This is a genomic window from Pseudomonas sp. BP8 (assembly GCF_017875955.1).
Lineage (GTDB): Bacteria > Pseudomonadota > Gammaproteobacteria > Pseudomonadales > Pseudomonadaceae > Aquipseudomonas.
In genome coordinates this window covers 1,694,960-1,711,537 of the sequence record NZ_JAGINK010000001.1, presented here as the reverse complement: position 1 = coordinate 1,711,537, position 16,578 = coordinate 1,694,960, and the positions used below count along the sequence as shown (strand labels likewise).

The following is a 16,578-nucleotide window of genomic DNA, read 5'->3' as shown; positions in this document are numbered from 1 at the left end:
AAATTAAGGCATATAACTTGCTTGAAATTGGCGCTCCGGCGCCCTTCGTGTAGTGGATGGCGCATGCGCGCCGGCGACCAAGGTACTAAGCCCAAGCCATGAAAGCATCGCTCGTCCTAAAAATGGGCCAGCAACTGACGATGACCCCGCAGTTGCAACAGGCCATTCGTCTGCTTCAGCTCTCTACCTTGGACCTCCAGCAGGAAATCCAGGAAGCGCTGGAATCCAATCCGATGCTCGAACGCCAGGAAGACGGCGAAGACTTCGACAACAGCGACCCGATGGCGGATAACACCGACAGCAAGCCGGCCGCCGAAGCCAACGATAACAACTTCCAGGACACCTCCTTCCAGGAGGGCACCGCCTCTTCCTCCGAGAATCATGAGGAAGGCGAATGGAACGAGCGCATCCCCAACGAACTCCCGGTTGATACCGCCTGGGAAGACATCTACCAGACCAGCGCCAGCAGCCTGCCGAGCAACGATGACGACGAGTGGGACTTCACCACCCGCACTTCTGTCGGCGAAAGCCTGCAGAGCCATCTGCTGTGGCAGCTGAACCTGGCACCGATGTCCGACACCGACCGCCTGATCGCCGTGACCTTGGTCGATAGCATCAACCAGCAGGGCTACCTGGAGGATACCCTCGAGGAAATCTGTGCCGGGTTCGACCCCGAGCTGGACATCGAGCTGGATGAAGTCGAAGCCGTCCTGCACCGGATCCAGCAGTTCGAGCCCGCCGGCGTCGGCGCGCGCAACCTCGGCGAATGCCTGCTCCTGCAACTGCGCCAACTGCCTGCCAGTACGCCGTGGATGGCCGAAGCGCAGCGCCTGGTCACCGACTACATCGACCTGCTCGGCAGCCGCGACTACAGCCAGTTGATGCGCCGCATGAAGCTCAAGGAAGACGAGCTGCGCCAGATCATTGAACTGGTGCAAAGCCTCAACCCGCGGCCAGGTTCGCAGATCGAGTCAAGCGAGCCCGAGTACGTCGTACCTGACGTCATCGTGCGCAAGGACAGCGACCGCTGGCTGGTCGAGTTGAACCAGGAGGCCATCCCCCGCTTGCGGGTCAATCCGCAATATGCCGGGTTTGTCCGGCGCGCCGATACCAGCGCCGACAACACCTTCATGCGCAACCAGTTGCAGGAAGCGCGCTGGTTCATCAAGAGCCTGCAAAGCCGCAACGAGACCTTGATGAAGGTTGCCACGCAAATCGTCGAGCACCAGCGTGGTTTCCTCGACCATGGCGACGAAGCGATGAAGCCGTTGGTCCTGCATGACATCGCCGAGGCGGTGGGCATGCACGAGTCGACCATTTCGCGGGTCACCACCCAGAAGTACATGCATACCCCGCGCGGTATCTATGAACTGAAATACTTTTTCTCAAGCCACGTCAGCACCTCGGAGGGCGGTGAATGCTCGTCCACGGCGATCCGCGCGATCATCAAGAAACTGGTTGCAGCGGAAAATCAGAAAAAGCCATTGAGTGACAGCAAGATCGCTGGTTTACTGGAGGCACAAGGCATCCAGGTAGCCCGTCGCACCGTCGCCAAATACCGCGAGTCGCTCGGCATCGCACCGTCGAGTGAACGCAAGCGATTGATGTAGCCCCTGGGATGCGCCACAGCGTTTGTGGGGCAGGTGCAACACCTGCCTCTTTATGCACGGGCAACAAAAGGAGAAGCTGTATGCAAGTCAACATCAGTGGACACCATGTAGAAGTCACCGACCCTCTGCGCACCTATGTGCTCGAAAAGCTTGATAGGGTCGCAGGACACTTCGACAAGATCACCAACGTGCAGGTCATCCTGAAAGTCGAGAAGCTGCAACAGAAGGTCGAAGCGACCGTGCAGATTCCTGGCGGCGAAGTGGTTGCCAATGCCGAAGACCAAGACATGTATGCAGCGATCGACGCCCTGGCTGACAAGCTCGACCGCCAACTGAAAAAACACAAGGAAAAACAGCAAAGCCTGCTGCAAGGTGCAGCCGCCCGCTGATCCCCCTCATCCATGATCCGACTTGAAACCATCCTGACCCCCGGCCGTTCCCTGGTGAACGTGTCGGGCGTCAGCAGTAAAAAACGCGCTTTGGAAACCATTGCCGCAGCGGTCCACCGCGAAGTCCCCGAGCTCGATGAGCAAGACCTCTTCGAGAAGTTGATCGCCCGCGAAAAACTGGGCTCGACCGGGTTTGGCAATGGCATCGCCATTCCTCATTGCCGCCTCAAGGGCTGCGAGAATCCGGTAAGCGCCCTCCTCCACCTGGCTGCACCCATTGATTTCGACGCCATCGACGGCGCGCCCGTGGACCTGCTGTTTGTCCTGCTGGTGCCCGAAGCCGCCACCGATGCCCACCTCGAACTTCTACGCCAGATCGCGAGCATGCTCGATCGCAAGGAAGTCCGAGAGCGCCTGCGCGCTGCCAACAGCAGCGAGGCGTTGTACCAAGTCGTCCTGGACGAGCAAAGCGGGAGCTGAATATGCGCCTGATCATCGTCAGCGGCCGTTCCGGCTCCGGCAAGAGCACCGCCCTTGCCGTACTGGAAGACAACGGCTACTACTGCATCGACAACCTCCCCGCAGGGTTGCTGCCGCAGCTGGCGGAGAATGCGCTGATCAACACCGAGCTGATGCAGCCCAAGGTTGCCGTGTCGATTGATGCGCGCAACCTGCCCAGCCACCTCTCGCGCTTTCCCGAGCTGCTGGAAGACGCGCGCAGCAAGCATATCCAGTGCGACGTGCTGTATCTGGATGCCGATGAAGACACGCTGCTCAAGCGTTTTTCCGAGACCCGCCGGCGCCACCCACTGACCAACGCCAATCGCTCGCTTGCTGAAGCGATCCGTGTCGAGAGCGAGTTGCTGGGGCCGATCGCCGACTTGGCCGACCTGAAGATCGACACCACCAATCTCAACCTCTACCAGCTGCGCGACTCGATCAAGTTGCGCCTGCTCAACCAACCCGAGCCTGGTACCGCGTTTCTCGTTGAATCGTTTGGTTTCAAGCGCGGCATGCCGGTTGATGCCGACCTGGTATTCGACGTGCGCTGCCTGCCCAACCCGTACTGGAAGCCCGAGCTACGCGAGCATTCCGGCCTCGAGCAGCCTGTGAAGGACTACCTGGCCGCCCAGCCGGACGTCGAAGAGATGTACCAAGACATTTCAAGCTACCTGCTTAAATGGCTCCCCCGTTTCGCCGCCAGCAACCGCGCCTATGTCACTATCGCCATCGGCTGCACCGGCGGCCATCACCGCTCGGTCTACCTGACCGAACGCCTTGGCCAGTCGTTGCAGCAATCCCTGAAAAACGTCCAGGTCCGCCACCGCGACCTCTAGCCCACAGGATCCACCCCACGATGCCCGCCCGCGAAATCACCATCATCAACAAGCTGGGCCTGCATGCCCGGGCGGCGGCAAAATTCGTCGGTGTTGCCGGACGCTTTCCCTGCCAGGTAAAAGTCGGCCGTGCGCCGGACAAGCTGGTGGATGGCAAGAGCATCATGGCTGTGATGATGCTCGCCGCCGGCAAGGGCACCCAAGTGCACCTGCACACCGAAGGCGAGCAGGATAACGATGCGCTGGATGCCTTGGAGGCGCTGATCAACAACTACTTCGACGAAGGCGAGTAACCCTCGCAGACTCCACTCGAGCGCGCTTGATACCTCACGCAGCAACATCCCTTACCAATTGTCTGGATGAAACTCGACTCGATTGCCTTTATACCTATGTAGGTATAGATTGAGCGGGTATTTTCATGGAAGCATCAAAGCGGGTAAAACCTGTTTACTGGGTTGGCAGCAGCAGAAAAGATCTTCAAGCCCTCCCCCCAGACATTCAGGACACATTCGGTTTCGCCCTCCACCTTGCTCAGGAAGGTAGCAAGCATCTACAGGCAAAAGCCTTGAAAGGGTTCGCAGGCGGTGGCGTCCTTGAAGTAATAGAAGACCATGACGGTAATACCTACCGAGGGGTCTACACAGTGCGCTTCAGCGCAGGGATATACGTCCTGCACTGCTTCCAGAAGAAATCCAAGGCGGGTATCAAGACGCCCGGCCACGACATAGCGCTGGTCCGAACACGCTTGAATTTTGCAAAAGCACATTCAGAGGAAAACAAGCATGAGTGAGATCGAAGAAGGCAGTGGCAATGTCTACGCCGACCTCAACTATCCTGACGCAGGCGAAATGCAGGTCAAGGCGCATCTGGCTAGCAAGATCTGCAGCATCATCAAGGCCAGACACCTGACCCAAACCCAAGCTGCAGCCATCCTCGGCCTGCCACAACCGAAGGTTTCAGAAATGATTCGGGGCAGATTTCGCGGAATCAGCGAAACGAAGATGATTGACTGCCTGGCACGCTTGGGCCGCGACGTTCAAATCGTGGTAAAAGCTGCACCCCGCTCACGCCCTCAAGGACGTATTGAAGTGATCTTCGCCTGAAACTTCATTTATTCACAATGACGAAGGCGGAGCCCTCCACCTTCGCTTTGCTCACGACATCGCCGTATCCATCACCATCATCAGGCAGAAGCCGAGACACAGGCCCAGGCTTGCCAGACGATGATGGCCATTGCTGCGCGACTCAGGGATGATCTCCTGGGTTACCACCAACAGCATCGCCCCCGCCGCACAGGCCAGGCCCAACGGCAACAGCAGCTCCGCGACGTTGACCAGCCAGGCGCAGATCACCGCAGCCAATGGCTCGACCAGGCCCGAGGCGGCACCGATCAGAAACGCCTTGAAGCGAGGCATGCCAGCGCCTGCCAGCACCAGCGCAATTACCAGTCCCTCGGGCACATCCTGCAAGGCAATGCCCATCGCCAGGCTGTCGGCATCCGCCATTCCACCGCCTGCCGACACGCCAATGGCCATGCCTTCGGGGATGTTATGGGCAATGATGGCAATCACGAACAGCCAGATCCGTGCAGCGATCACCGGCTGGTTCCCGTTACCCACCAAAGCCTCTGGCGAAGCGCCGGACACCTTGAGATCCACCAGAAACAGGCACAGGGCGCCGAACAACAGGCCAAAACTGATGATGCCACCGGCGCCCCAAGGGCTGAAGCCGATGGCCTGGGCCGCGTCCAGACCCGGAATGACCAGGGAGAACGCCGTTGCCGCGAGCATCACGCCGGCGCCAAAGCCGAGCAAAGTGTCAGCCAGAGCGACCGGCATGTTACGGATCACCAACACCGGTACCGCGCCCAACGCCGTCCCCAACGCACACAATGCACCGCCCTCGAGGGCGCGCAGCATGCGTGGTTCCAGGTCCAGCCAGTCGATAGCGCGCGTTACCAGCAACGCAGTACCCACCAGCAACAGCAAAGTCCCGAGCGCCAGTCGGAACAGGCGCACACTACCGACAGACATCACCTCAGCGCGCATACCGGGTCGGCTCACTTGAGGGCTTGATGATATCGACGTTCGACTTCGGCCCAGTCGACCACGTTGTAGAACGCGCCGATGTATTCAGGACGACGGTTCTGGTACTTCAGGTAATAGGCGTGCTCCCACACGTCCAGGCCCAGAATTGGCGTATTGCCGTGCATCAGCGGGCTGTCCTGGTTGCCGCTGCTTTCCACTACCAGGGTCTTCTCGGGCGTCACGCTCAACCAGGCCCAGCCACTGCCAAAGCGGCTCAGTGCAGCCTTGGTGAAGGCATCCTTGAAGGCTTCGAACCCACCCAGCTCGGCGTCGATGGCCTTGGCCACGTCACCTTGTGGCAGGCCACCGCCCTTGGGCGACATGACCGTCCAGAACAAGCTGTGGTTGGCGTGGCCGCCGCCTTGGTTGATCACTGCGCCCTGCAGCTTTTCTGGCAATTGCTTGACCGCAGCCACCAGTTTTTCTACCGACCAGTCGACCCACTCGGTGCCTTCGATGGCAGCGTTGAGGTTGTTGATGTAGGTCTGGTGGTGCTTGCTGTGGTGAATCTCCATGGTCTGAGTATCGATATGCGGCTCAAGCGCATCGTAGGCGTAAGGCAATGCAGGCAAGGTATGAGGCATGTCAGTGGACTCCGTAGGCGTGTGGGCGAGGAGTGGCGTCCGGCTGGGCCGCCAGCTCGCTCGTCTCGGGTGCGTTGCGATTGAGCAAACGCTCGGTACGCGGGTACTGGCCGTACTCAGCGATGAAACTCAACAGTTCGGTATAGGTGCGCGCACTGTGGCGCAGCGCCGCTTCACGCAAGGCTTGCGGCAAGCGCGGTTCCTGGCTGGTCTGAAGCAGGCGCTGATGCGCGGAGCACAGGTAGTCGGCGCTTTCGTGGGGCTGGTTCAGGCGCAGGTGCAGGTCGGCCAGGTTGTGGTGGGCGATGACGAAGGCGGCGACCGCCTCGTCGACGTCATGCCAGCGCTCGAGCAGCACCTGGGCCAAGGCCAAGGCTTGCAGGTAGTGTTCCCGGGCATCGACCAGCTCGCCCTGTTCGAACAGGCGATTGGCGTTATCCGTGGTGCGTTTCCAGTGCTGCATGACGTGCCTCCTGGGCGGCTCTGATCAGATGCCGCCGGCGGTAAGTTTTTCCGGATCGAGCAGCGCCTCGAGCTGATCACGCGACAGGTCGGTGTGCTCCAGCGCCACATCGATGATCGGCCGGCCTTGCTTGTAGGCGGTCTTGGCGATCTCGGCGGCTTTCAGGTAACCGATGATCGGGTTCAGCGCAGTGACCAGGATCGGGTTGCGCGACAGCGCTTCCTTGAGCTTGGCGTCATTGACCTTGAAGCTGGCGATGGCTTTGTCGGCCAGCAGGCGGCTGACATTGGCCATCAGCTCGATGCTTTCCAGCAGGTTGCGCGCGATGACCGGCAGCATCACGTTCAGTTCGAAGTTGCCCGACTGGCCGGCGATGGCGATGGTGGCGTCATTGCCGATCACCTGAGCGGCGACCATGGCAGTGGCTTCCGGGATCACCGGGTTGACCTTGCCCGGCATGATCGAAGAACCCGGCTGCAGCGCTTCGAGTTCGATCTCACCGAGGCCGGCGAGCGGGCCGGAGTTCATCCAGCGCAGGTCGTTGGCGATCTTGGTCAGGGCCACGGCAGTAGTCTTGAGCTGGCCCGACAGTGCTACGGCAGTGTCCTGCGAGCCGATCAGGGCAAACAGGTTTTCACCCGGGGTGAACTCGACCTTGGTCAGGCCGCTGAGCTGGCGCGCGAAACCGGCGGCGAACTGCGGGTGGGCGTTGATCCCGGTGCCGACGGCGGTACCGCCCTGGGCCAGCGCCTGCAGGCTCGGCAGGGTCGCCTCGATGTGTGCCCGGGCAGCGTTGATCTGCGCCGACCAGCCACCAAGAACCTGGCTCATGCGCACCGGCATGGCGTCCATCAGGTGAGTGCGGCCGGTCTTGACGTACTGGTGTACCTCAACAGCCTTGGCGTCGATCACCGCGATCAGGTGCGCCAGGGCTGGCAGCAGTTGCTCGTGTACGGCCAAGGCGGCGCTGACATGGATGGTGGTCGGGATGATGTCGTTGCTGCTTTGGCCACAGTTGACGTGGTCATTGGCATTGACCGCTTCGCCCAGCACGCGGCTGGCCAAGGTGGCGATCACTTCGTTGGCGTTCATGTTCGAGCTGGTGCCCGAGCCGGTCTGGTAGACATCCACCGGAAAATGCTGGATGAAATCCTCGGCCAGCAACTGCTCCACAGCCTTGACGATAGCCTGGCCCTGGTCGGCAGTGATCTGTTCCAGCTCGACGTTGGCCTTGGCTGCCGCAGCCTTGGCCAGCAGCAGCGCGCGGATGAACTGGGCCGGCATGCGCTGGCCGCTGATCGGGAAGTTGTCGACCGCGCGTTGGGTCTGAGCGCCGTACAGGGCCTGGGCCGGCACCTGCAGTTCACCCATGCTGTCACGCTCGATACGGGTATTACTCATTATCAATTCCTTGCATCAGTTCATCGGGAGAAATAGAAGGCAGCAGCACGCAATTGGCGAGCTGCAGGGCATAGGGCTGCCAGCGCTGGTTCTGTTCGCGGCGATCGAGGTTGCGCAGGTCGAGCAACGGCCGCCAGGCCTGGTCGAGGCACTGGGCGCGCCAATGCCAAGGCAGCATGCGGTCGCCGGCGGTATCCAGCAGCAAGCGGAATGAGGTCAGGGCCACCGTCCATGGCGAGGTCTCGGTGCAGCACACCAGGTAGCGACCTTCCGCCAGGTAGTGCTCGATAAGGCGCGGCTCATCAGGGTCGAGGGCGCAGCGAATGCGCCGGCTGAGCCAGCGCCAGTTTTCCAGGTAGGGCAATTCGTGAAGGACGGATTTCATGAACATCATCGCTGGTGTCTGGATAATGATATTCATTATTAAGTGATAAATAGAATCACTTCAAGTGGAAAACGACAAACAAAAAACCCGGCACGTGGGCCGGGTTCTGTGGGCATCTGTTGAATCAACTACCAGCGACGGTCATCCGCTCGATCAGCACAGAGCCGGTGTGGATGTTGCTGCGCGTCTCGATATCGCTACCAATCGCCACAATCTGCTGGAACATATCCTTCATATTGCCGGCGATAGTTACTTCCTGAACAGGGAACTGGATCACTCCGTTTTCGACCCAGAAGCCCGCGGCACCGCGCGAGTAATCGCCAGTCACCATGTTCAAGCCATGCCCCATCAATTCTGTCACCAGCAAGCCGCGGCCCATCCGCCGGATCAGCGCCGCCTGGTCCTCGACACCATGGGTGACGAACAGGTTGTGCACGCCGCCGGAGTTGGCCGTGCTTGGCAGGCCCAACTTGCGGCCGGAATAGGTGCCCAGCAGGTAGGACACCAGCTGACCATTGTCGACGAACGGCTTGGCGTAGGTCGCCAAGCCGTCCCCGTCGAACGACGCACTGCCTAGCGCCCGCGGCAGGTGTGGGCGTTCATCCAGGGTCAACCAGCTAGGAAACAGCTGCTGGCCGATGGCGCCATCAAGAAACGATGACTTACGGTACAGATTGCCGCCGGAGATCGCCCCCAGGAAACTGCCGAACAGGCCGCCCGCCAGCTCTGCCGAGAACAGCACCGGGACCTCACAGGTTGGTACCGGCCGCGCGCCCAGGCGACTGGCCGCACGCTGCGCGGCGTGCACGCCAATGCTGCGCGGGTCGGCGAGCAGCTCGCCCTGGCGATTGACGTCGTACCAGTAGTCACGCTGCATCTGCCCTTCGCCCTCGGCGATCATCACACAGCTCAGGCTGTGCCGGGTCGATGCATAGCCACCGATGAAGCCATGGCTATTGCCATAGACGCGGCAGCCCTGATGGGTATTGAGGCTAGTGCCGTCGGCGTTCTTGATTCGCGGGTCGGCCTCGAACGCTGCTTCTTCACACGTCAGGGCCATTTCGATCGCCTGCTCGGGATCGATGTTCCAGTCGTGATAGAGGTCGAGTTCGGGAAGGTCGCGGGCCATCAGCGCCGCATCGGCCAGGCCGGCGCACTCGTCTTCGGAGGTATGCTTGGCGATCGCCAGGGCCGCGGCAACGGTCTCGCGAATGGCGTCGGCGCCGCTCGCCGAGGTGCTCGCCGAGCCCTTGCGCTGGCCAACATAGAGGGTGATACCGAAGCCTTGGTCGCGATTGAATTCAACCGTCTCGACCTCACGCTGGCGCACCGTGGTGGACAACCCCTGTTCCAGCGACACCGCCACCTCACAAGCGCTGGCGCCTTGGCGGCGCGCCTCGGCAACGATCGCTTCGACTTGCTCCTGCAATGCCGGCAGGTCCTTGGGGCCAATGCTCTGGACTGCACTCATGGTTTTCTCCACTCAAATTCTGCTTACGGCAAGGGTCATTCTACGACCGGGCCGGACAAGCGGCCCCCGACTGGTTATCATGGCGGCGTTTTCCAGCGGACTGCCACCATGGTTGATTCATACGACGACGCCTTCGACGGCGAAAAAAGCAAAACCCAGATCAAGCGCGAGCTTCTGGCCCTGGTCGAACTCGGCGAGCGCCTGACGACGCTCAAGGCCGATACACTGGCTCGCCTGCCCTTGACCGACCCCTTGCGCAAGGCGCTGGCCGATGCCAGCAAGCACACTGCGCACATTGCCCGCAAACGCCACATGTCGTTTGTCGGCAAGCTGATGCGCGACCAGGACATCGACGCCATCAACGCGGTGATCGAGCAGCTCGACAGCTCTACCCGCCAGTACAACGAGCGCTTCCACAGCCTCGAGCGCTGGCGCGACCGTCTGGTCGACGGCAACGACGAGGACCTCGAGCGGTTTGTCCAGGAATACCCTGAGACCGACCGTCAGCACCTGCGCTCGCTGATCCGCCATGCTCAGCACGAAAAGGCGCGGGACAAACCGCCCGCGGCCGCGCGCAAGGTCTTCAAGTACATTCGTGACCTTGACGAAACCCAGCGCGGCTTGCGCTGAGTTCTGCCAGACAGCCATCGGCCGCAGCCGCTCCCATCCGGGAGCAGCTGCGGCCGGTGATGCGTTGATGACTCAAGCGCCGGTCCCGCCCACGGTGATCGCATCCAGTTTCAGCGTCGGCTGACCAACACCCACTGGCACCGACTGGCCATCCTTGCCACATGTCCCCACGCCACTGTCCAGGGCCAGGTCATTACCCACCATCGATACCCGGCTCATCGCCTCAGGGCCGTTGCCGATCAACGTTGCGCCCTTGACCGGCGCGGTGATCTTGCCGTCCTCGATCAGGTAGGCCTCGCTGGTAGAGAAGACGAACTTGCCGCTGGTGATGTCGACTTGACCACCGCCCAGGTTGGCGCAGTAGATACCCTTCTTCACCGAGGCAATGATCTCTTGCGGATCGCTGTCACCGGCGCGCATGTAGGTATTGGTCATGCGCGGCATTGGCAGGTGCGCGTAGGATTCACGACGACCGTTACCGGTGACCGCCATGCCCATCAGGCGCGCGTTGAGCTTGTCCTGCATGTAGCCCTTGAGAATGCCGTTCTCGATCAGCGTGGTGCACTCGGTCGGCGTACCTTCGTCGTCGACGCTGAGCGAGCCACGGCGGCCTTCGAGGGTGCCATCATCGACGATGGTGCACAGGCTCGAGGCGACCTTCTCGCCAATCTTGCCACTGTAGGCGGAGCTGCCCTTGCGGTTGAAGTCGCCTTCCAGGCCGTGGCCCACCGCTTCGTGCAGGAGCACACCGGACCAGCCTGGGCCGAGCACTACCGGCAAGGTGCCGGCCGGGGCCGGCTTGGCGTCGAGATTGACCAGCGCCTGGCGCAGGGCTTCCCGGGCGTAGCCCATGACCCGCTCTTCAGTGAAGAAGCGGTAGTCGGTACGCCCGCCGCCGCCCTGCCCGCCACGTTCGCGACGGCCATCTTTTTCGACGATCACGCTGACGTTGAAGCGCACCAGGGGACGCACGTCGGCGGCCAGGCTGCCATCGGCGGCGGCTACCAGAATACGTTCCCAGACGCCGGCCATGCTCACGCTGACCTGCTGGATGCGCGAATCAAGTGCACGCGTGGCGACGTCGACACGCTTGAGCAACTCGACCTTCTCGGCCCGGCTGAGCACGTCCAACGGATTGTCCGGTGCATACAGCGCCGCCACGTCCTGGCTGCGAAACGCTTGCACCGCGCCGTTCTGCCCGGCGCGGGAAATCGAACGGGCCGCACGCGCTGCGGAAGTCAGGGCTTCGAGGTTGATCGCGTTGCTGTAGGCAAAGCCGGTTTTCTCACCGGACAGGGCACGTACGCCCACGCCCTGGTCAAGGTTGAAGCTGCCTTCCTTGACGATGCCGTCTTCCAGCGCCCAGGTTTCCGAGATCTGGCCCTGGAAGTAGAGGTCAGCGGCGTCGATGCCGGGACCTGCCAATTCGCCCAGCACAGCCTGCAGGCTGTCCAGGGTCAGTCCGCCCGGGGCCAGGAGCTGCTCACTGACGGTGGATAACATCTGGCTCATAGTCACTCCGAGGTGTGCGCAGGCCGCAAGGCGTCCTGCGAGAAAAAGCGCCGGTGCTCTATCACCGGCATCCGCGCCCGTATGGACGCTTGTTCATCGATATTGCGTTCAGCCAGCAGCACGGCTTCACCGCGTGCCTGCTCAGCGACGATCCGCCCCCAAGGGTCGACGATCGCCGCTTGGCCGTGGGTTTCCCGTGGTCCTGGGTGGATCCCGCCTTGTGCTGCAGCCAGCAGGTAGCACTGGGTCTCGATCGCTCGCGCGCGAATCAGCACTTCCCAATGCGCCGCGCCGGTTACCGCGGTAAAAGCCGCCGGTGCGCTGATCAGCTCGGCGCCCGCCGCGCGCAGGGCGCTGTACAACTCGGGAAAACGCAGGTCATAGCACACCGACAAGCCCAACCGGCCCACTGGGGTATCGGCAACCACCACGTGGCCGCCATGGGCATAATCATCGGACTCGCGGTAGCGACCACGGTTGTCCGCCACGTCGACATCAAACAGGTGCAGCTTGTCGTAACGGGCCGCTACCTGGCCATCCTCGTCGATCAGCAGCGAACAGGCATGCGCTTTGGCATCGGGCTGGTCGACCGGCGGCAAGGGCAGAGTACCGGCGACTATCCATAATCTGAGGTCGCGAGCGGTGCGTTTCAACCATGGCAGGATCGGCCCCTCGCCACGCACCTCCGCGCGACCGATGACGGCCGCGTCACGACGGCCCATGGCGGCGAAGTTTTCCGGGAGTACCGCCAGCCGTGCGCCGCCTGCGGCAGCTTGCTCAAGCAGCGCGCCAGCGCGCTGCAGGTTGGCCTGCACATCGTCCTGGCTGACCATCTGAATCACCGCTGACTTCATCACTGCTCCTAGCGAGATTTTTCGAAAGGTTTCACAAAGGTGATTTTAGGCTCTTTCCACGGCCCTTCGACTCGATAGTGCACGCTGGCGAAACGCGATACCCGGTCGCCAATCAGTCGATCGACCAGAAACAGCGCACCGCCAATGGCCGGGGCACCGACGATCAGCGCCGCCAACGGCAGGTTGTTGGTCACCGGCAAGGTCACTTGCAGGTTGGCAGCGACCCGGTCACGGACCATGTCCAGTGTGCCGTCCAGCTCGAAGTTGCTCGAAGGGCCGGTGATGGTGATCGGCTCGCGGGTCACGTACACCCCCTCACTGCCGACCAACAGGCCCTTGACTCGATCATAGGCCAAGCCTTTGTCGAACAGGTCGGAAAAGTCCAGGCGCAGGCGCCGGCCAATCGAGTTGAAATTGAGCAGGCCAAACACCCGCAAGGCCTGGGCACTGCCATCGACCTCGACGAACTGGCCAGTGCGCAGGGCCGCATCGAGGCTGCCGGAGAACCGTTTGACGCCCACCCAGGCCGGCGAGCCCGGCCAACGACCGTCGACATCCAGACGAAAATCGCGGCTGGTAACCGTCGGAGCAAAGCCAAACGCCTTGAGTACATCTGCCAGGTTGTTGCCGTCCAAGCGGCCTTTGTACCAACTGGAGGTCGTCCCTGGATCGCCTTCCCAGCCGCCACTGCCATCGATGTGCAGGCCTTTGAGTTCAAGGTCGATGTCGTCGAAGGAGACCCCACGCGAGGTCGGTCGCAGCTTGAGCGCCACACTGCCGAACAGGTCGTCACCGCGGTAGAGCTTGTCGATGGTCAGGTCGAGCGCGGGGACTTTGCGCGGATCAAACGTGGCCAGCGGGTCAGGCGCATCCTCGCTTTGCGCTTGCGCGGGGTCCGCCGGCGGCAGGCGCAAGGTCTGCAGTTTGACCAGCATGGCTTGTGCCTTGGCGTCGGGGATCCGCGCGTTGCCGATGACTTCCTTGCTGTCCAGGCGCAGGTCCCACGCACTGGCACCACGCGCCAGGCGTACCACGGCCTGGTTCAGGTCCATGCCGTAGGCCTTGAGCTGGCCAATGCTCAGGTCGACACCTTGCAGGTTCTGGCGTGCACTGCCACCTGGGTCTTCCCCGGCGAAGCGCTGCGCCTGTTGCTGCCAGGGTTCAAGGTCGAGCGTCTCCAGCCGGCCACGCACACGCAGGCCCTGCCCAGATGGCACCTGGGCTGTACCGCTACCCAGGAGCAATTCGCCACGACCTTGGTCCAGCTTGTCGGCGGGCGCGGCATAGGCGAAGCGGGCTAGATCGGTATAGGCAGCATCAAAACGCCGTTCGGCGCCCTTCAGGGACATGCTGAAGCGGCTATCGCGCACCTCTTCGGCCGCCTTGCCAAACGGCGCTGGCAGGTCGATGGCCAAGCCTTTGAGCGACGACTCGACGCTGAGCTGGTTATCCCGACTGCCGAAATCGAGTTGCAACTGGTAAGGCAGATCGCCGCTGGCAGGCAAGGTCTGCTTGAACTGCAACCAGTCGGTCAGGGCCGGCAGTGCCACCTGACCGGTGGCGTTGATGCGGGTCTGCATCTGCCCAGCCTGGCCTTGCGCAAGGATCTGCGCACTGACCGGCTTGCCAAATGCTTGCAAGGTGATGCCCTTGCCACTCAGGCCTTTGTCCAGATCAAAGCTGAAATCGCCCTTGAGCTTGCTCAGTTCCAAGGTCGGCGGCGCCACCTGCAAGCGCGCGCCAGCGGTGGCGAAATCCACCTGCACCTTGGGCTGCTCGCCCTTGGCCAGCGGCACATCCAGCTTTACTTTGCCCTTGAGTGGCCCCTCGCCTTCCCAGCCAGCAAAGATCTCGCCGGTACCGATCGGCGCCTGCTGGAGAATCTTCAGGCCATCGCCGAGGCCACCGTCAAAGTCGCCCTCAAGATACAGATGGCTGTGCTGGCCGGCGTCGACATGGGGAATGTCGACACTGACGTCGCTGACCTTGGTGTCGAGCAACAAGCCACGCTGGGCCTTGATGCGCACGCCGCTGTCTTCGATCAGGACGTCACCGGCGACCTGCTGCACCTGCGGCCAGCCGGGCTGGAAATCGAGCGCCGCATCGCGCACCTTGAAGAACAGGCTGATGCTGCGTGACTCGGGACTTGCGTCATGGTTCAGCGAACCCTGGTACTGGAAATAGCCCTCGTCGACAGTGCCTTTGACGATGGCAGAGCGTAGCCATTCGTCGAGCGCTGGACTGAGCACTTCCGGGAGGTACTTGGCGGTATAACGACCATCACCTTCCGTCAGGCCGACGCGCAAGTCCATGTAGCTCTCGCTGCCGGGCTCGAACAGCAGGCGGATGAGGAAGTCACCCGCAATCTTGCCCTCTTCGCCGAGCACTTTCAGGTACGGCGCGATGAGGGTGAAACCCTGCTTGTCGAGCCGCCAGGTGAGCAGTGCATTGGCCTGTTGGTAATGCCAGGGTTTGGCGAAGATCGGGTACAGGTGCAGCATGAACGCATCAGTATCAAGGCGCAGTTCGCCGTGCCCGAGGTCACCGGCGATGCTGCCGCTGACATTGCCGGCCCCCGGCGCGCCGTGATAGGCATCGAAGCCGACACGCTCAAGGTTGGCAGCGAACTGCAACCGCTGGTCGCCCTCGGCCTTGGGCCGAATGTCCAGGCTGACATTGCGCAAGGCGCCGGAGACCTTTAGCGCATCGACCACCGCCATGAGTTTCTCTGGCAGCGGCGCCAGTGCCTGGACCAGCGGAGTCAGTGGGGTCAGGTCGAGACGATCGGCCTGGACCTGCCAGGCTTCCTCGGCCGGCGTTTGCGAGCGCCGCTGCTGTACCTGCAAGTGGGTTTCCCAACGGGTCTTGCCGATGCTCGCAGCAAGCGAGTCGAGCACCACCGCGTAGCCGTTCTCGCCACGCCGGACCCAGGCCGACAACGCCAGGTTGTCCAGGCTGACCGCCTTGCGCTCTGCATAGGCACCGCGCAACTGCGGTGCATTGAGGCGCACAACCCCCTGCTGCAACTCACCCTTGCGCCAGTCGACCCACACCTCACCACCGGCACTCAGCGCTTCGGCCCGCCATTGCCCGAGCACGCGCGGCGGCAGCCAGCGCGCCCAATCACTCTGCGGCAGGCTCAGGTAAGCCTGCACCGCCCCCTCACGCCAGGCCTCGGCCGTGGCCTGGCTGCGTAGCCTGAGCGCCAGCGGCTGACCATCCGGCAAGGTCGCGCGCAGGTCAACGGCCTGACGCGAAGCACCTGCCTGCAAGCCGAGGCTGACGTAGGTAAGGGTGACTGGATCGCGCTGCCAGGGCTCAAGCGTGACCTGACTGTCGAAAACATCGATGCGGCCCAGCTGCTGCAAGCGTTGCAATAGCTGGGCTGGGTCTGTCGCGGTGTCTTGCGTGTGCGGCAGCCCTTCAAGCGTCCAGGCGCCGTGCTGGTCTTCGCGCACCATCAGTTGCAGGCCACCCAACTGAATACGCGCCAGACGTACCTCGCGCGCTTTGAGGCTCGCCCACAGGTCAGGGACCACCTTGACCTCGTCCAGGCGCAGGGCATCTGCGCCCTCGCCCAACTGCAGATCACGCACGCGCAACACCGGGGCCAAGCCGCTCCAGCGGCCTTCGAGTGCGCCCACATGCACCGGCAGGCCAAGCGCCTGCTCGGCCTTGCTCTCGACATCGGCGCGGTACTCGGCCACCAGTGGCACCAACTGCCTGCCCAGGCTTACATATAACGCCACCAGCACAGCCAGCAGCGCACACAGGCCCAAGCCCCAGCGGGTCAAGGCGCTGAGAACGCGGGTCAGACGTCCCATGGCCATTGCCCTCCAAGTCGTGCCTTAACTA

The 16,578-nt window shown here is 62.2% G+C and carries 17 protein-coding genes; 8 read left to right on the top strand and 9 right to left on the bottom strand.

The window, feature by feature from the left end:
* Window positions 1-98 precede the first annotated feature (98 nt).
* The 7 genes from J3B00_RS07415 to J3B00_RS07385 all read left to right on the top strand — a co-directional run bounded on the left by J3B00_RS07415 (window position 99) and on the right by J3B00_RS07385 (window position 4,439).
* Window positions 99-1,610, top strand: coding sequence for an RNA polymerase factor sigma-54 (locus tag J3B00_RS07415; RefSeq protein WP_209866165.1), 1,512 nt, complete (start codon window positions 99-101; stop codon window positions 1,608-1,610).
* Window positions 1,611-1,690: 80 nt separating this feature from the next.
* Entirely contained in the window at window positions 1,691-1,999 is a 309-nt protein-coding gene (gene raiA / locus J3B00_RS07410) for a ribosome-associated translation inhibitor RaiA (protein ID WP_119145487.1), read from the top strand.
* 12 nt (window positions 2,000-2,011) lie between these two features.
* Window positions 2,012-2,479, top strand: coding sequence for a PTS IIA-like nitrogen regulatory protein PtsN (ptsN, locus tag J3B00_RS07405; protein WP_209866162.1), 468 nt, complete (start codon window positions 2,012-2,014; stop codon window positions 2,477-2,479).
* A 2-nt stretch (window positions 2,480-2,481) separates the two neighbouring features.
* Entirely contained in the window at window positions 2,482-3,336 is an 855-nt protein-coding gene (rapZ, locus tag J3B00_RS07400; RefSeq protein ID WP_209866159.1) for an RNase adapter RapZ, read from the top strand.
* A gap of 20 nt (window positions 3,337-3,356) precedes the next feature.
* On the top strand, window positions 3,357-3,629 hold the full coding sequence (locus J3B00_RS07395; RefSeq protein ID WP_209866157.1) for an HPr family phosphocarrier protein: 273 nt from the start codon (window positions 3,357-3,359) through the stop codon (window positions 3,627-3,629).
* Between the two features lie 125 nt (window positions 3,630-3,754).
* Window positions 3,755-4,126, top strand: coding sequence for a type II toxin-antitoxin system RelE/ParE family toxin (locus J3B00_RS07390; protein ID WP_209866154.1), 372 nt, complete (start codon window positions 3,755-3,757; stop codon window positions 4,124-4,126).
* Entirely contained in the window at window positions 4,119-4,439 is a 321-nt protein-coding gene (locus tag J3B00_RS07385) for a helix-turn-helix transcriptional regulator (RefSeq protein ID WP_209866151.1), read from the top strand. Before J3B00_RS07390 ends, J3B00_RS07385 begins: the two co-directional genes overlap by 8 nt.
* Before the next feature lie 51 nt (window positions 4,440-4,490).
* Here the strand turns inward: J3B00_RS07385 and J3B00_RS07380 are convergent, their stop codons facing one another.
* The 6 genes from J3B00_RS07380 to pmbA form a co-directional block, all read right to left on the bottom strand.
* The gene (locus tag J3B00_RS07380; protein ID WP_209874675.1) at window positions 4,491-5,384 is read right to left on the bottom strand and encodes a ZIP family metal transporter; all 894 of its coding nucleotides are present in this window, start codon (window positions 5,382-5,384) and stop codon (window positions 4,491-4,493) included.
* A gap of 11 nt (window positions 5,385-5,395) precedes the next feature.
* The gene (locus J3B00_RS07375) at window positions 5,396-6,007 is read right to left on the bottom strand and encodes a superoxide dismutase (RefSeq protein ID WP_209866148.1); all 612 of its coding nucleotides are present in this window, start codon (window positions 6,005-6,007) and stop codon (window positions 5,396-5,398) included.
* A 1-nt stretch (window position 6,008) separates the two neighbouring features.
* Window positions 6,009-6,470, bottom strand: a complete 462-nt coding sequence (locus tag J3B00_RS07370; RefSeq protein ID WP_209866145.1) for a hypothetical protein — start codon at window positions 6,468-6,470, stop codon at window positions 6,009-6,011.
* Between the two features lie 24 nt (window positions 6,471-6,494).
* Complete coding sequence (locus J3B00_RS07365) at window positions 6,495-7,871, bottom strand: class II fumarate hydratase (RefSeq protein ID WP_209866142.1); 1,377 nt, start codon at window positions 7,869-7,871, stop codon at window positions 6,495-6,497.
* Entirely contained in the window at window positions 7,864-8,265 is a 402-nt protein-coding gene (locus tag J3B00_RS07360) for a FagA protein (protein WP_209874674.1), read from the bottom strand. Before J3B00_RS07360 ends, J3B00_RS07365 begins: the two co-directional genes overlap by 8 nt.
* Before the next feature lie 115 nt (window positions 8,266-8,380).
* The gene (pmbA, locus tag J3B00_RS07355) at window positions 8,381-9,727 is read right to left on the bottom strand and encodes a metalloprotease PmbA (RefSeq protein ID WP_209866139.1); all 1,347 of its coding nucleotides are present in this window, start codon (window positions 9,725-9,727) and stop codon (window positions 8,381-8,383) included.
* Window positions 9,728-9,835: 108 nt separating this feature from the next.
* On the opposite strand from pmbA, the gene yjgA reads away from it, so the two are divergent.
* Window positions 9,836-10,357 (top strand): ribosome biogenesis factor YjgA, encoded by a 522-nt coding sequence (gene yjgA / locus J3B00_RS07350; protein WP_209866136.1) that lies wholly within the window; start codon window positions 9,836-9,838, stop codon window positions 10,355-10,357.
* 72 nt (window positions 10,358-10,429) lie between these two features.
* On the opposite strand, the gene tldD is transcribed toward yjgA, so the two are convergent.
* Genes tldD through J3B00_RS07335 form a run of 3 tightly spaced genes read right to left on the bottom strand, consistent with a single transcriptional unit; the run spans window position 10,430 to window position 16,553 of the window.
* A complete protein-coding gene (tldD, locus tag J3B00_RS07345; RefSeq protein ID WP_209866132.1) occupies window positions 10,430-11,869 on the bottom strand; it encodes a metalloprotease TldD in 1,440 nt (479 codons plus the stop codon).
* A gap of 2 nt (window positions 11,870-11,871) precedes the next feature.
* Entirely contained in the window at window positions 11,872-12,723 is an 852-nt protein-coding gene (locus tag J3B00_RS07340) for a carbon-nitrogen hydrolase family protein (protein ID WP_209866129.1), read from the bottom strand.
* 8 nt (window positions 12,724-12,731) lie between these two features.
* On the bottom strand, window positions 12,732-16,553 hold the full coding sequence (locus J3B00_RS07335; protein ID WP_209866125.1) for a YhdP family protein: 3,822 nt from the start codon (window positions 16,551-16,553) through the stop codon (window positions 12,732-12,734).
* Window positions 16,554-16,578: the final 25 nt, after the last annotated feature.

Excerpts from the sequence above, each read along its gene's own strand:
- J3B00_RS07415 (WP_209866165.1), top strand. The coding sequence starts at position 99 with ATGAAAGCATCGCTCGTCCTAAAAATGGGCCAGCAACTGACGATGACC.
- raiA (WP_119145487.1), top strand. The coding sequence starts at position 1,691 with ATGCAAGTCAACATCAGTGGACACCATGTAGAAGTCACCGACCCTCTG.
- ptsN (WP_209866162.1), top strand. The coding sequence starts at position 2,012 with ATGATCCGACTTGAAACCATCCTGACCCCCGGCCGTTCCCTGGTGAAC.
- rapZ (WP_209866159.1), top strand. The coding sequence starts at position 2,482 with ATGCGCCTGATCATCGTCAGCGGCCGTTCCGGCTCCGGCAAGAGCACC.
- J3B00_RS07395 (WP_209866157.1), top strand. The coding sequence starts at position 3,357 with ATGCCCGCCCGCGAAATCACCATCATCAACAAGCTGGGCCTGCATGCC.
- J3B00_RS07390 (WP_209866154.1), top strand. The coding sequence starts at position 3,755 with ATGGAAGCATCAAAGCGGGTAAAACCTGTTTACTGGGTTGGCAGCAGC.
- J3B00_RS07385 (WP_209866151.1), top strand. The coding sequence starts at position 4,119 with ATGAGTGAGATCGAAGAAGGCAGTGGCAATGTCTACGCCGACCTCAAC.
- J3B00_RS07380 (WP_209874675.1), bottom strand. The coding sequence starts at position 5,384 with ATGCGCGCTGAGGTGATGTCTGTCGGTAGTGTGCGCCTGTTCCGACTG.
- J3B00_RS07375 (WP_209866148.1), bottom strand. The coding sequence starts at position 6,007 with ATGCCTCATACCTTGCCTGCATTGCCTTACGCCTACGATGCGCTTGAG.
- J3B00_RS07370 (WP_209866145.1), bottom strand. The coding sequence starts at position 6,470 with ATGCAGCACTGGAAACGCACCACGGATAACGCCAATCGCCTGTTCGAA.
- J3B00_RS07365 (WP_209866142.1), bottom strand. The coding sequence starts at position 7,871 with ATGAGTAATACCCGTATCGAGCGTGACAGCATGGGTGAACTGCAGGTG.
- J3B00_RS07360 (WP_209874674.1), bottom strand. The coding sequence starts at position 8,265 with ATGATGTTCATGAAATCCGTCCTTCACGAATTGCCCTACCTGGAAAAC.
- pmbA (WP_209866139.1), bottom strand. The coding sequence starts at position 9,727 with ATGAGTGCAGTCCAGAGCATTGGCCCCAAGGACCTGCCGGCATTGCAG.
- yjgA (WP_209866136.1), top strand. The coding sequence starts at position 9,836 with ATGGTTGATTCATACGACGACGCCTTCGACGGCGAAAAAAGCAAAACC.
- tldD (WP_209866132.1), bottom strand. The coding sequence starts at position 11,869 with ATGAGCCAGATGTTATCCACCGTCAGTGAGCAGCTCCTGGCCCCGGGC.
- J3B00_RS07340 (WP_209866129.1), bottom strand. The coding sequence starts at position 12,723 with ATGAAGTCAGCGGTGATTCAGATGGTCAGCCAGGACGATGTGCAGGCC.
- J3B00_RS07335 (WP_209866125.1), bottom strand. The coding sequence starts at position 16,553 with ATGGCCATGGGACGTCTGACCCGCGTTCTCAGCGCCTTGACCCGCTGG.